We start from the raw sequence: 13,221 nt of genomic DNA, 5'->3' as shown, positions 1-13,221 counted from the left end.
GTGCCGGTTGGTCGGCCATGTGGCGGTGGGGATGACCTGATAGTGGCAGTTGAACCGGCCGATGAACGGTGAGGCGGGGTGAGCGGCGTGGGGGAGGGGAACCTGCTGTCGAGGTATTCCCCTGGGCACGCGGGTGCGGGAGCGGAGACGAGTGATGGCCAGTACGTCGGGTGAGACCCTGTCCGGCATCGCACGACCGAGGAGCATCCAGTTGCCGGGCGTCGTGCTCGGCGTGGGGATGGGCGGGTTCGCCGACGGCATCCTGCTGCACCAGCTGCTGCGGTGGCACCACATGCTCAGCAGCACCGACCAGGACCACATCGGCGTGAAGTACTACGACCCCGACACGGTCTCCGGTCTGGAGATGAACACCCTGTGGGACGGCGTCTTCCACACGGTGTGCTGGCTCTCGGTGCTGCTCGGACTCGCCGTCCTGTACTCGCGGGTCACCCACGACCGGCTCCGGGTGTGGACCTCCCGGGTGCTGTGGGGCTGGATGCTCGTCGGCTGGGGCCTGTTCAACCTCGTCGAGGGCGTCATGGACCACCACATCCTCGCCATCCACCACGTGTACGCCGGAGAGAACCAGCTGGGGTGGGACATCGGCTTCCTCGTACTGGGCGCCCTGCTGGTCGCCGGCGGCTACCTGCTCCAGCGCAGCGGCCGGCCCTTCGACCCCGACGCCCCGGCCGGCCGACATGCGGGCCGGAGGGCCTGATGGACCACGACCTGCCCGCTCACGCCCACACCGGCCACGTCCTGCCGGCGCTGCTGACCACCGTCGCCCTGCTGGCTGCCGCTGCCGCCTACCTGATGCTGGCTCGCCGGGCACGCCGCCGAAACCCCGCCCTGGGTTGGAGCCCCTGGCGGACGGCATGGTTCCTCACCGGCACCCTGCTGCTCGGCGTCGCGCTGCTGCCACCCGTGGCCCCGTTCGCGCACCACGACTTCCGCGGCCACATGGTCCAGCACATGCTCATCGGCATGTACGCGCCGCTCGCGCTCGTTCTCGCCGCTCCCGTCACCCTCCTCCTGCGCACGCTGCCCGTCGCGAGCGCACGCCGACTGACCGCCGTGCTGCACAGCCCACCCGCCCGTCTGGCCGGCCGTGCGCCGGTGGCGCTCGCACTGTCCACGGGCAGCCTGGCGGTGCTCTACTTCACCCCCCTCTACAACGCGATCACGAACCACCCCGCGGCACACTGGCCGCTGCACGCCCACTTCCTCCTGTCCGGATGCCTGTTCGCCCACGTCATCGCCGGCCCCGACCCCGCCCCCGCCCGCCCCGGAGTACGCACACGGCTGGTCTGCCTCGGTGTCGCCGTCGCGACGCACGCGGTGATCTCGCAGCTGATGTACGGCGGCTTCTGGGTGGACGTCCACGCGCCCGTCGACCAGGTCCAGGGAGGCGCACAGATCATGTACTACGGCGGTGACATCGCCGAACTCCTGGTCGCCGCCGCCCTGATCGCCACCTGGCGCCCCGACCACCGGCGCCCGGTGACCGGAGGCATCGCCCCCCGCAGAGGATCAGCGGCCGCCTGACCCCCGGAGCCGACACGCCTCCATCAGGTCCAGCAGCGCCGCCGAGTCGCTCCACGAGCCCGCCGGCGGCGCAGGTCGTCCCGCCGGGCGCAGTGGTCGTACCGGCGCCAGCGGGGCGCGGACGGCTGCGACGGATCGCACGGGCCGGAGGGGGCCGCATGGCCGGATGGCCGGATGGCCGGATGGCCCGAGCTTCACCAGGAACATGTTCAGGGCACCGGTCCGGTCACAGGAAGCGCCGGATCGGGGTCACGGCCGCCTCCTTGGCACGCTGCACCACGGCTCGTCGTCTCCACCGGGACAGGTCGATGTCCACACTGCGCTCGAGGTCTTCCTCGAAGTCGCCGTCGAGTGCGGCGGTGAACGCCTCGTCCAGGACCGCGAGCACGACCTCCTCGTCGTGCTCCATGGACCGGCGGTTGAAGTTGGTGGATCCGATGAGGGATGCGACCGAGTCCACGGTGATGACCTTGGCGTGCATCATGGTCGGCTGGTACTGCCGGATGTGGACGCCCGCCGTCAGCAGGCGTGTGTAGTGGTGCTGGCCGGCCAGCCGGCACGCGCGCTGGTCGGTGTGGGGCCCGGGAAGCAGGATCTCGACGCGCACGCCCCGACGGGCGGTCCGGCACAACAGGTCGACGAAGCAGGTGTCGGGGGCGAAGTAGGCGGTGGCGAGACGGAACCGCTCCTCGGCGGAGGTGAGCAGGACCCGGATGAGGGTCTGCATGTCCTGCCAGCCGACGCCGGCGGAGCCGCGCACCACCTGGACGATCGAGGTGCCGGCCTGGCGGTGCTCGGTGAAGCGGTCCCGCTCGTCGAAGAGTTCGTCGTGGCACTCGGCCCAGTTCTGCGCGAACGCCGCCGCGATGCCGTCCACGGCCGGGCCCCGCACCTGGACGTGGGTGTCCCGCCACTCGCCCGGGTCGCGGGCGTCGCCGCACCATTCCTCGGCGATCCCGACTCCGCCGGTGAACGCGGTGTGTTCGTCGACGACGAGGGCCTTGCGGTGGCAGCGGTGGTTCTGCTTGAACGGCGACAGCCATACGGGCTTGCGGAACCAGGCCACCTGCACGCCCGCCGCGTCCATCAGGTCCAGCAGCCGCTGTTCGATCTCCCTGGCGCCGAAGCCGTCGAGCAGCAGCCGCACCCGTACGCCCGCGCGGGCCCGTTCGGCGAGGGCGCCGGCGAAGTCGTGGGCGATCTGACCGCGCCAGTACACGAACGTCATCATGTCGATGGTGTGCCGGGCCGAGCGGATCGCCGTGAGCATCGCGGGGAAGATCTCGTCACCGTTGCGCAGGGGCACCAGCTCGTTGCCTTCGGTGGCGGCCACTCCGAGCAGCCGCTCCAGGCGGCGGCGCAGGCGCTTTACGCGGGCCTGCGCGTCAGGGGCGGCGGCACGAGCCGAGGATGCCGGTATGCCGTCGAGGATCACGCCGAGTCTCCCGTCGTACGGATGAGGACAGGTCGTTGGGGCCCGCGGACGAGCCCGTGGAAGCAACTGCCCGGCAGTCACCTCCTCACTCCCCGCACCGGCCCGGGCCGGGCCACGGTGCGGGTCCCGCCCTCCGCACGGACTCTCGGCTGCGCCGGCCGGGAGTTCCCCGCACGTCTCGGCACCACCGCATCCCCGACCGGGCAGGTCCGCGGTCACCGGGGCGGAGCGACGGCACGCCTTTCGTGGGACGTTCCCGGCGCCGCCTTGCGGAGCCGGTTCCCCCGGTCCGCGGTGCGCGGGACGAAGGGGTGGGCCTCGATCGGACCCGGCCGGGCCGCCGGGGTGACCTCGCCGGAGGCGGGGAGGCCGACGAGCCGGTCCGGGCCGGCTCCCGTGAACGGCTTTTCGCCGAGCCGGTCTAGGCGGGCGGCGTCGCCCCGCCCCCGGAGCCGACGTCCGATGGTTCGGCCCCGGTGGTGACGTCCAGCGGTCCGGCCCCGGTGGAGACGTCGAGGCCGCACGTCCCCGACGTCGACACGCCGTCCCGTCCGGTCATCCGCACCGCGGCCCGGCCGTCCGCGCTGGCGTTGTAGGCGATCGTGCAGACCAACTGGCGCAGGGCGGTCCGGTCCAGGCCGCCCAGGGCGAGGGGGAGCCCGACCACGACCTGCCCGCTCGTGAGCGGCGTGGCCCGCACGGGCGCGCCGGGGGCGGCCGGGGGAAGCGAGGTGCCGAGTCCGGCGGCCCGGTCCCGGGCGTCCGGGCCGTTCAGCAGCATGAAGATCGCCTTGGCCGTCGGACCGGGCCGACCCTCGGCATCGGCGGCCTCCTCGTATCCGTCGCCGAATCCGTCCCCGGTCGCGGACTCGCGGATCACGGGCGTCACCGCGCCGTCGGGGGAACGGAAGAAGAGCAGCACCTCGGAGCCGGGGTCCGGGAAGGCCTGGACGGTGGCGGGAGCGCCCGCGGCGATGGCGTCGGTCTCGTGGACACCGCAACCACCCAGCAGGAGGGCGGCCGCCGGTCCGGCGGCAGCAGCCGCGCGGCGGCACAGGCGTCCACGTCTCATGCCCCGGCTTCCTCCGCGTGTACGGGTATCTCGACGGTGAAGACGGCGCCGCCGGTGGGCAGGTTCCCCGCGCGGATGGTTCCGCCGTGCAGCCTGACGTTCTCCCGGGTGATCGCCAGTCCCAGCCCGCTGCCCGACGAGCGGGTACGGGCCGCCTCGGCCTTGTAGAAACGGTCGAAGATGTGCGGGAGCACCTCCGGCCGGATGCCGGGTCCGCTGTCGACGATCTCGGTGACCAGGACGGGCACACCGGGGGAGCGGGCCTCGCGGCGCAGGCGCACGGTGACCGGCGCGCTGCCGTGCCGCAGCGCGTTGCCGACGAGGTTGGCGACGACGACGTCGAAGCGGCGCGGATCGAGGCGGGCGCGAATGCCGTCGGGCAGCTCGGCGCGGACCCGGCCGTCGGTCCAGTGCCGGTTCTGCAGGGTCTTGCGGATGGCCTCCGCCACGTCGACCTCGTCGGCGTTCAGCTCGGCCGCGCGGGCGTCGAACCGGGAGATCTCCATCAGGTCCTCGACCAGTACGGCGAGCTTTCCGGTCTCGGTGCTGATCAGCCGGACGGCGCGGGCGGTGTCGGGGTCCAGTCGGTCCGCGTCCTCGTCGAGGACCTCGGTCACGGCGAGCATGCCGGCCAGCGGTGTGCGCAGTTCGTGACTGACGTCGGAGGCGAAGCGGCGGGCACGGGCCTCGGCGTCGCGCAGCTCCTGCACCGAGTGCTCGAGCATGCCGGCGGACTCGTTGAACGTGTGGGCCAGCTCGGCCAGCTCGTCGCTGCCTCGTACCCGGATGCGGGCGTCGAGCCGTCCGCTGCCCATGCTCTGCGCCGCCCGGCGCAGTTCGCGCACCGGACGCAGCACGCTGCGCGCGGCGAGCAGGCCGGGGATCAGGGCGATCACCAGGCCGGGCAGCGCCCCGTCGCGGGCGGCCGTCAGGAGCGCGTCGACGTTGACCTGCTCGTCACGCATCGGCATGACGGCGTACAGGACCAGACCGGTGGCGAGCACGCCGTCGGGTCCGGTCTTGAAGACCGTGGGCATCGCGATGGTCAGGTAGGGGACGCCGTCCTTGACGACGCGTTCGAAGCTGCCGTTGGGGTCGGCCCGGGCGGCGCGGCGCAGTTCGGGAGTGATGACGGTGGAGACAGGGCTGGTGCCGGAGGAGGCCCTGATCGAACCGTACTCGGCGAAGACCACCCAGGGGCGCGGCCTGCCCTTGCGGGCGATGTCGCGCAGGACCTCCTGCAGGCCCCTGGTCTCCACGGGCAGCGAGATCCCGATGCGCTGGACCTCGTCGCGGAAGGACGAGACCGCCGTGTTCTGTGCCGTCTCCAGCAGCGCGTTGCGGGCCTCGCGGTAGGTCAGCGCGGCGGTGGTGCCGGCGCTGACGACGGCGACCAGCAGGAACGCCAGCACCAGCCGGGTGCGCAGTCCGAACGCCGTGGTGCGTGCCCGGCGCGCAGGGCGCGGCGCGTCCGGCGCGTCGATGCCCGCATCGCGGTCGACGCCCGCAGCTCGGCTGCGGCGTCCCCGTCGGGTGCCGGGGGGCTTCACGACGGTGTCCTCCGACCTGTGGCCGCGCGCCGGGTCACCGCCGATCTCGGCCGCAGGCTCCCGTGCCCCGCCCGCCGGGCTCGCGCCCGGGAGCCCCCCGCCGCGGTTCCGTTCCCTGCCTCGGCGCAGTCTGCCGGGGTTCGTCCCGGTGCTCACAGGGGCCCGAAGCGGTAGCCGAAGCCCCGCAGCGTCTGGACGTAACGCGGTGCGCCGGCCTCGTCCTCGATCTTGTTGCGGAGGCGGCGCACGCATGCGTCGACCAGGCGCGCGTCGGCGTGGTAGCTGTGCTCCCAGACGTGCTCCAGCAGTTGCTGCCGGCTGAACACCTGCTCCGGGGCGGCGCAGAGGTGGAGCAGGAGTCGCAACTCGGAGGGAGCGAGCGCCAGCCGCCTGCCGGCCTTGGTGACGGTCAGCCCGGACCGGTCGACGACGAGGTCGCCGTGCACCTCGGTGGCGGGCCGGTCCGGGCCGGTGTCCTCGGTGCGCCGCAGCACGGCGCGGATCCGGGCCTCGATCACCTCGGGCCGGGCGGGCTTGACGATGTAGTCGTCGGCGCCGGCCTCCAGACCCACGATCATGTCGAAGTCGTCACCGCGCGCGGTGAGCATGATGATCGGCAGCTGGCTGTTCTCGCGGACCCGCGAGCAGACCTGGACGCCGTTCATCCCGGGCAGCATCAGATCCAGCAGCAGCAGGTCGGGCCGGAACTCGCTCAGCGCGGCGAGCCCGGCCTCGCCGGTCGCGGCCGACCGCACCTCATGGCCGCGACGGCGCAGACCGAGTTCGACTCCTTCGCGCACGGAAGGGTCGTCCTCGATGAGGAGTACGCGGGGCATCAACAGTCTCCCTCAGTGATGTCGGCGTCGAGCCGCTCGCCGACGTGCGCCGGAGATCAGCGCGTCCAGTTCGGTCAGCCGCAGCGGGCGGGCGAGCAGGGCGAAGGTGAGGACGATGACGGCCGCACCGGAGACCGCCGCGGCCGGCGCCCCCGCCGGTTCGGCGCCGGACGCCGCGAGGTGGCCCAGCACGGTGGCGGGCACGGCGGCGAGCAGCAGCCGTGCGTGCGCCGCGACGGCGGTCGACCGCAGTGGCCGGGCGACGGCCAGCCGGCGACCGAGCACCCGGCCGGTCAGCGCCCAGCCCGCGCACAGCGCCAGTGAGTAGGCCGCGGCCATCCCGGTCACGGCCCAGCGGGCCGGCAGCAGTTGGGCGGCGGCCACGGACAGCCCCGCGTTCAGGGCCACGATCACCAGGTTGAGCAGGAAGGGCGTACGGGTGTCGGAGAGCGCGTAGAAAGTGCGGGAGAGGACGTACTGGCCCGACAGGGCGACCAGTCCGGGCGCGAAGGCCATCAGGATCGAGGCCATCGCCGCCGTGTCCTGGGCGCTGGTCCTGCCGTACCCGAAGACCAGCGACGTCACCGGCTGGGCCAGGGCGAGGAGCGCGCAGGCCGCGGGGACGACGGCTGCGGCGGCGGTGCGCAGGCCGTGGGAGACGTCGGACCGTACGGCCGCGAGGTCCGCGTCGGCCGCGGCCGCGCTCATCCGCGGCATCAGCGCGGTCATCACGGAGACCGTGATGATGCCGTGCGGTACCACCCACAGCACGTAGGCGTTGTTGTAGGCGCTGAAGCCGGGGCCCCCGTCCAGGCCCGCGGTAGTCGCCAGCCGGGTCGTGACCCAGTAGGCGGCCTGGTTGGCCAGGACCAGCAGCACCAGCCAGCCCGCCGACCGCAGCGGACGGGACAGTCCGCTGCCGCGCCAGTCGAAGCGGGGCCGCCAGCGGAAGCGGGCCGCGCGCAGGGCGGGGACGAGGGCGAGCGCCTGGACGGCGATCCCGGCGGTCGTGCCCCAGCCGAGCACCGCGGTCTCGGTCGCGGTCAGCGTCTCCCCGCCGCCCAGGGCCAGGGTCAGGTACACGCCGAAGACGGCCATGACGACGACGTTGTTGAGAACCGGCGCCCACATCATCGCGCCGAACCGGCCGCGTGCGTTGAGCACCTGCCCGAGCAGGGTGAACAGCCCCAGGAAGAAGATCTGGGGCAGGCAGTAACGGGCGAACGCGATCGTCATGGTCGCCTGTGCGCCGCTGTAGTCGGTGTACGCGTCGACGATCGCGGGCGCCGCCCACACCGCGGTCGCGGTGATCGCCAGCAGGGCGACGACGCAGACGGTGACGAGCCGGTCGGTGTAGGCGGCGCCGCCGTCGTCGTGCTCCTTGGCGGCCTTGACCAGCTCGGGGACGAAGACCGCGTTCAACGCCCCGCCGAGCAGCAACATGTACACGATGGTGGGCAGGGAGTTGCCGACCGCGTATCCGTCCGCGGTCGGCCCGATGGTGCCCAGCGCGGCGGCGACCACGGCCGAGCGGGCGAAACCGGTGCCGCGGGACACGAGCGACCCGGCGGCCATGACGGCACTGCTGCGCGTCGCGGACACGGGCTTCATTCCGCTGCCGCTGCCGCTGCCGCTGCCGCTGCCGCTGCCGCTGCCGCTGCCGTCGGCCTGGTCGGGGCATTCGTCCCGGTCGGCGGTGTCTTGGCCGCGCCGAGCCGCGGGCACGGTGACGCCCGCCCCGTCATGAGCGGCGTCCCCGCCGGTGCCGGTGCCGGTGCCGGTGCTTGTGCCTCTGCCTGCGTCTGCGCTTACGCCCGTGCCCGTGCCCGCGTCCGTGTCTGCGCTGGAGCCGCCATCGGCCGTGCTCGGTCCTGTCGTCGACCTCATCGGCGGGCCAGGTACGCCTGGAAGGCGCGGTACAGCGTCTGGTTGGCGGTGCCGCCCAAGGGTCTCTCCCATTCCCCCAACGTCTCGACGACCTGTCCGCCGGTGCCCAGCTTCCACCGCAGCAGTCCGTACGCACGTTCGTCAGGGTCGAGAGTGGAGGGTACCCCGCGCATGTCGTAGACGTCAGCGCCCACTGCGTGGGCGTCCAACAGCATGCGCCACTGCAGGGCGTTGGAGGGCCGGACCTCAGGGAGGTGGTCGGCCGAGGCGCCGGTCTGGTACCAGACCCTGCGGCCCACGGTGATCATCGTGTGGGCGGCGAGGATCTCCCCGCCGTGCCGGGCGAGGTACAGCTTCATCCGGCCCGGCTCCTCGGCGTTGAGGGCCGCGTACTGACGCTCGTAGTAGGAGAGCGAGCGGCCGAGCCGGAAACCGTCGCGCTCCTCCGTGACGCGGAGCAGCCGGTAGAACTCGGGCAGTTCGGCCGCGCTGCCCACCACCACCTCCACGCCCTCCTTCTGGGCGCGGCGGACATTGCGCCGCCACTCCTGGTTGAGCCCGCGCCACACATCCTCCGCGGTGCGTCCGGTGAGCCCCACCTGGAAGACATGGCGGGGCTGTGCGTCCCCGTCGTCCGCCACCCCCTCGCCGCCGCAGCGGCGCCATCCGCGCGCCCGCAGCCGCTCGGCGACGGCGGTGCCGAGCGGGTCGACCTCGCAGTCGAGGACGTCGCCCAGCCGTCTGCCGGGGCCGGTGGACGACTTGAGCACGGCGGCGTCCCAGCGCCGGTACGCGGGCGAGGGGCCGATGCGTACGGCGAAGGCACCGGCGCTGCGCAGATGCTCCAGCAGCGCGGCGAGCCAGCCGTCGAGGTCCGCGTCCGCCCAGTCGGCGACGGGCCCCTCGGGAAGGTAGGCGAAGTACTTGCGCGTGCCGGGGAACTGACGCAGCAGCACCAAGGCCACCCCGGTCAGGGCGCCCGCCGCCGGGTCGGGCCCCCAGCCGAGCAATAGGGCACGCCAGCCCTCCTTGACGCCGGCCCAGGACGGGCACTGGAGGAAGCCGGCGCCGAGCGCCGCGCCCTCAGGGGAGGCGAGGAAGGCACGGTAGGTCTCCGCGGTCACGGGACCCAGCCTGACGCTTCGCCGGTGGTCGTCGCGATTGCGGCCGGGCGGCACGAGCAGCGCTGACACGGTCTGAGCCTCTCCTTCTCCCCGGGCTGTCGCGGGGACGCCGAGGATGCTCACAGCCGCCCGTGACCGTCCCGCGCTGCGAATGTGACCGGACCATGACCGTTCCTCACCAGTCGCCGTCACATCGACCTGAAGGCGCTGACCAGCGGTTTCCCGGCTCTACAGTCACAACGTCGTCCGGTCGGCCCCTTGTTGGCCTGCCTTTCCGCCTTCCGCCACGGAGGTCCTGTTGCACCGCACACGAGTACGTCCCGTTCGGGTCCGCGCCGCCGTGGTGGCGGCCCTGTTGACGCCGCTCGCCGCCTGCTCCTCCGGTTCCTCGTCCGGCACGGCCGACACCGGCGCGGCCAAGGGCGGCGATGAGCGCCCGGTCAACGTCACCGTCACCCCCACGGGACGCCAGGCCGCGGCCGGCGCGCCCGTGAAGGTCACCGCGCAGAGCGGCACGCTCACCGCGGTCACCGTCACCGACGCCAAGGGCCGCGCACTCGTCGGCAAGATCGCCTCCGACGGCAGGACCTGGACCTCGGACCGCAAGGCCGCACCCGGCACGGCGTACACGGTCAGGACGGTCACCCGGACCGACGGCGGTGAAGCGGGCCGGAGCAGCACCTCCTTCGCCACCGCTCCGGCCGACAAGGTCAACAAGGTCGACTGGCGACCGGGCACCGGCACCACCGTCGGCATCGCCCAGCCGATCTCGCTCGTCTTCGACAACCCCGTCCAGAACAAGGCGGAGGTCGAGAGGCAGCTCAGGATCACCACGTCGAACCGCACCGAGGGTTCATGGGGGTGGATACGCGACTGGTCGGGACGCGACCGGGTGGACTGGCGTCCGAAGACGTACTGGAAGCCCGGCACGAAGGTCACCTTGAACGCCGACCTGAACGGCACCGACTCGGGCACCGGCGGCTGGTTCGTACGCGACTACACGAGCACCTTCGGCATCGGCGCGCAGCAGATCGTCAAGGTCGACCTCGACAGCCACCACCTCACGCTCGTGCGCGACGGCGAGGCCGTCCGGCGCATACCGGTCTCCGGCGGCACTCCCGGCGGCGACAAGCGTTCGTGGCGCGGAACCGCTGTCCTCATGGCCAAGGAGGGCACGATCAACATGAACTCCGAAACCGTCGGCCTCGGCGATGCCTACGACAAGATGGTCGACCACTCGATGCGACTGACCTGGTCCGGCATGTACGCGCACGCCGCTCCGTGGAACGCCCGCCACTTCGGCAACGCCAACCGCAGTTCGGGCTGCATCGGGATGAGCGACGCGGACGCGGCATGGTTCTACGAGCAGGTGCGGCCGGGAGACCCGTTCGAGATCACGGGCAGGCACACCAAGGGGGTCGTCGCGCCGGGCAACGGCTTCGGCGCGTGGAACCTGTCCTGGCCCGAGTGGAAGCAGAAGAGCGCGCTGCGGTGACGCCGGGGGCGGGCCGCGGTGGGGGCGGGGCGCGCTGCGGTGGCGGCCGGGGCGTGCCGCGTCCGCGACGGCCCCCGCCGGGGGCGGACATCACCGAGATCCGCTGATCCGAGGTCCGGACACATCGGTGAGGCAGGGGATTGCCGGCCCCGCAACGGGGCACTGGCACACGCATGCATGAGGACCAGAGGGCTGCCGAGACCGTCACCCAGGTCCGGCCGCCGGGCCCCCGGCCCGGCGTGCCGGCACACCGGACCGAGGGCAGGCACCGGCGCCCCGGGCGGCGCAGGGGCCGGTGGCGGCGCAGGATCCTGGCCTACCGTGCGGTCGACCTGCTGCAGTCTCCCGCGCCCGGTGCCGCAGGCGAGGAGTGTCTGCTGCTGGTGCACATCCGCAAAGTGGTCGGCCAGGTGATCTACCGGACCTGCGACGAGTGTGCCCGGGGCGTGATCATCGATGTGGTCATCGACGAACCCCTGCGCGACAGCGGGCTGGGCACCAGGGCGCTGTCGCACCTGCGGTCCCGGCATCCCGGCCTCACCTGGCGCACCACCGACGACCATCGCGTCACACGTGACCTGCTGCACCGGATGCGCATCCCGGAAGCGGGTGCCGACGACAGGTGTTCCCACGCGAGCAAGGCCGCCTGACCCGCTGGCGTACGAGGGATCCGCGCACGGACGCGAGGCCCTCGAACCGGCCCGGCATCCGTTGCCGCAGCCGCCCGCGCGGTGAGCCGGCCGGGTTTGCAGCGGAGGGTGCGCCCCCGTGACTCACGCGGCCTGGCACCGGCGCGCGCAGGCCGGACCCACCCTGAGCTCGGCGCCCGACGTGGTCCCGGGCGTTTCGGCGTCGCTTCTCCCTCACCTCACGGTTCGGTCCGTCGCCACCGGGCGGTCCCGCTCGACCCACCGATCCGTCGTGACCGCGAGAAGGCGGCCGAAGGGTCTGGGGGCCCAACACCGTGTGGCCGCCGTCGACTTCCGGGGGACAGGTCGTGCCGGCCGGTTGATCAGTTCACTCCGGCCGTCCCGGGGTCAGGGCCCGTTGCAGCAGGAAGGTGTCGATCCAACGGCCGTGCTTATAGCCGGACTCGGGCAGACGGCCGGCGTCGGTGAAGCCGAATCGGCGGTGCAGCGAGAGGGAGGCGTCGCTTCCGGTGTCGGCGATGACGGCGATCATGCGCCGCATGCCCGCCCGCGCGGACTCGGTGACGACCGCGTCGAGCAGGGCCGATCCCAGCCCCAGGCCGGTGGCGCCGGGCGCGAGGTAGACGGTGTCCTCCACCGTGTACCGGTACGCCGGCTTGGGGCGCCAGGGTGCCGCGTAGGCGAAGCCGGCCACCGCGCCGGCCGACTCGGCGACAAGGAACGGCAGCTTCCGCTCGGTGAGGTCGTGCAGCCGGCGCTGCCAGTCGGCGACGGTCGGCGGGGTCTCCTCGAAGGTGGCCACGGTGTGGCGGACGTAGTGCGTGAAGATGTCGGAAACGGCCGCGAGGTCGGCGGGGGTTGCCGGGCGGATGGTCGTCCTCGGTGTCGTCACCAGGGCCTCATTCCTCTATAGCGAAGAGCATCGCTATTATAGGGGAATGGTGGATCTCGTGACGCTGGGCAGGCGCGTGAAGGGGCTGCGGCACGGCGCCGGCATGACCCTGCAGCAGCTGGCGGACGCGGCGGAGGTGAGCGTGAGCATGCTGTCGTCGGTCGAGCGCGGCCAGAAGGCACCCACCGTGGTCGTGCTGGACCGCATCGCCGACGGCCTCGGCGTCCCTCTCGCCGAGCTGCTCGCAGAGCCCGAGGACACCCGTGTCATCGTGCGTCGCGCCGCCGACCAGGACACCGTCGACGAGCCGGGGGGATGGCGGCGGACCGTCCTGACGCCCGTGGTGCCCGGCGTGAACTTCGAGTGGATCCGCACGACCCTGCCGCCGGGCTGCGACGCAGGCGAGTTCCCCGCCTACGCAGCGGGCTCTCACGAGTTCGTCGCGGTCGCGTCCGGAACCCTGCGACTCACGCTCGCCCAGCGGGCCGTGGACCTCGGTACAGGGGACTCGGTGTACTTCGCCGCCGACGTCACCCACGGCTACGCCAACGTCGGCGCAACCCCGTGCACCTACTACGTCGCCGCCCTGATCATGCGCCCCCGCGCCGCCGGGCGGCGCGCCGCCCCCTGACACCGGCTGCCGACGTTCCGGGCGGGAGCGGTCCTCCAAGACGGCGAGCACCGTGGCGCCGGGGCGCCGCCGCGAGCACGACGACGCCCCGGCACCGCCCGGAT

Annotated in this window: 12 protein-coding genes; 5 read left to right on the top strand and 7 right to left on the bottom strand. The window is 72.9% G+C overall.

The annotated features are described in order from the left end of the window. Positions 1-154 precede the first annotated feature (154 nt). A complete protein-coding gene (locus ACZ4YY_RS13180) occupies positions 155-718 on the top strand; it encodes a DUF2243 domain-containing protein (RefSeq protein WP_468288008.1) in 564 nt (187 codons plus the stop codon). Then, the gene (locus ACZ4YY_RS13175; protein ID WP_468288005.1) at positions 718-1,545 is read left to right on the top strand and encodes a cytochrome c oxidase assembly protein; all 828 of its coding nucleotides are present in this window, start codon (positions 718-720) and stop codon (positions 1,543-1,545) included. The genes ACZ4YY_RS13180 and ACZ4YY_RS13175 overlap by 1 nt, the downstream gene beginning before the upstream one ends. 226 nt (positions 1,546-1,771) lie before the next feature. Here ACZ4YY_RS13175 and ACZ4YY_RS13170 read toward each other — a convergent pair whose 3' ends face one another. The 6 genes from ACZ4YY_RS13170 to ACZ4YY_RS13145 all read right to left on the bottom strand — a co-directional run bounded on the left by ACZ4YY_RS13170 (position 1,772) and on the right by ACZ4YY_RS13145 (position 9,518). Further along, positions 1,772-2,980, bottom strand: a complete 1,209-nt coding sequence (locus ACZ4YY_RS13170) for a phospholipase D-like domain-containing protein (protein ID WP_468288003.1) — start codon at positions 2,978-2,980, stop codon at positions 1,772-1,774. Between the two features lie 421 nt (positions 2,981-3,401). Next, complete coding sequence (locus tag ACZ4YY_RS13165) at positions 3,402-4,052, bottom strand: hypothetical protein (protein WP_468288000.1); 651 nt, start codon at positions 4,050-4,052, stop codon at positions 3,402-3,404. Then, entirely contained in the window at positions 4,049-5,602 is a 1,554-nt protein-coding gene (locus ACZ4YY_RS13160; protein WP_468287997.1) for an ATP-binding protein, read from the bottom strand. Before ACZ4YY_RS13160 ends, ACZ4YY_RS13165 begins: the two co-directional genes overlap by 4 nt. 152 nt (positions 5,603-5,754) lie before the next feature. Next, positions 5,755-6,438 carry a response regulator gene (locus tag ACZ4YY_RS13155; protein ID WP_468287994.1) on the bottom strand — a complete coding sequence of 228 codons (684 nt, stop codon included), beginning with the start codon at positions 6,436-6,438 and terminating at the stop codon, positions 5,755-5,757. Positions 6,439-6,450: 12 nt separating this feature from the next. Beyond that, positions 6,451-8,049, bottom strand: coding sequence for a murein biosynthesis integral membrane protein MurJ (murJ, locus tag ACZ4YY_RS13150; RefSeq protein WP_468288548.1), 1,599 nt, complete (start codon positions 8,047-8,049; stop codon positions 6,451-6,453). Positions 8,050-8,321: 272 nt separating this feature from the next. Further along, a complete protein-coding gene (locus ACZ4YY_RS13145; protein WP_468287991.1) occupies positions 8,322-9,518 on the bottom strand; it encodes a lipid II:glycine glycyltransferase FemX in 1,197 nt (398 codons plus the stop codon). A 229-nt stretch (positions 9,519-9,747) separates the two neighbouring features. On the opposite strand from ACZ4YY_RS13145, the gene ACZ4YY_RS13140 reads away from it, so the two are divergent. Together ACZ4YY_RS13140 and ACZ4YY_RS13135 are read left to right on the top strand one after the other, a co-directional pair. Continuing rightward, positions 9,748-10,944 (top strand): L,D-transpeptidase, encoded by a 1,197-nt coding sequence (locus ACZ4YY_RS13140; protein WP_468287989.1) that lies wholly within the window; start codon positions 9,748-9,750, stop codon positions 10,942-10,944. A 173-nt stretch (positions 10,945-11,117) separates the two neighbouring features. Next, on the top strand, positions 11,118-11,594 hold the full coding sequence (locus ACZ4YY_RS13135; protein WP_468287987.1) for a hypothetical protein: 477 nt from the start codon (positions 11,118-11,120) through the stop codon (positions 11,592-11,594). 367 nt (positions 11,595-11,961) lie between these two features. Here the strand turns inward: ACZ4YY_RS13135 and ACZ4YY_RS13130 are convergent, their stop codons facing one another. Next, positions 11,962-12,486: a GNAT family N-acetyltransferase gene (locus tag ACZ4YY_RS13130; RefSeq protein ID WP_468287984.1), complete on the bottom strand. Its 525-nt coding sequence runs from the start codon at positions 12,484-12,486 to the stop codon at positions 11,962-11,964. A 46-nt stretch (positions 12,487-12,532) separates the two neighbouring features. Between ACZ4YY_RS13130 and ACZ4YY_RS13125 the strand changes: the two genes are divergently transcribed. Continuing rightward, positions 12,533-13,117, top strand: a complete 585-nt coding sequence (locus tag ACZ4YY_RS13125; RefSeq protein ID WP_468287981.1) for a helix-turn-helix domain-containing protein — start codon at positions 12,533-12,535, stop codon at positions 13,115-13,117. The last annotated feature ends 104 nt before the right edge of the window (positions 13,118-13,221 follow it).

The sequence above is a fragment of the Streptomyces sp. NPDC030143 genome (assembly GCF_055573695.1).
This window is presented reverse-complemented; position numbering and strand designations above follow the sequence as displayed.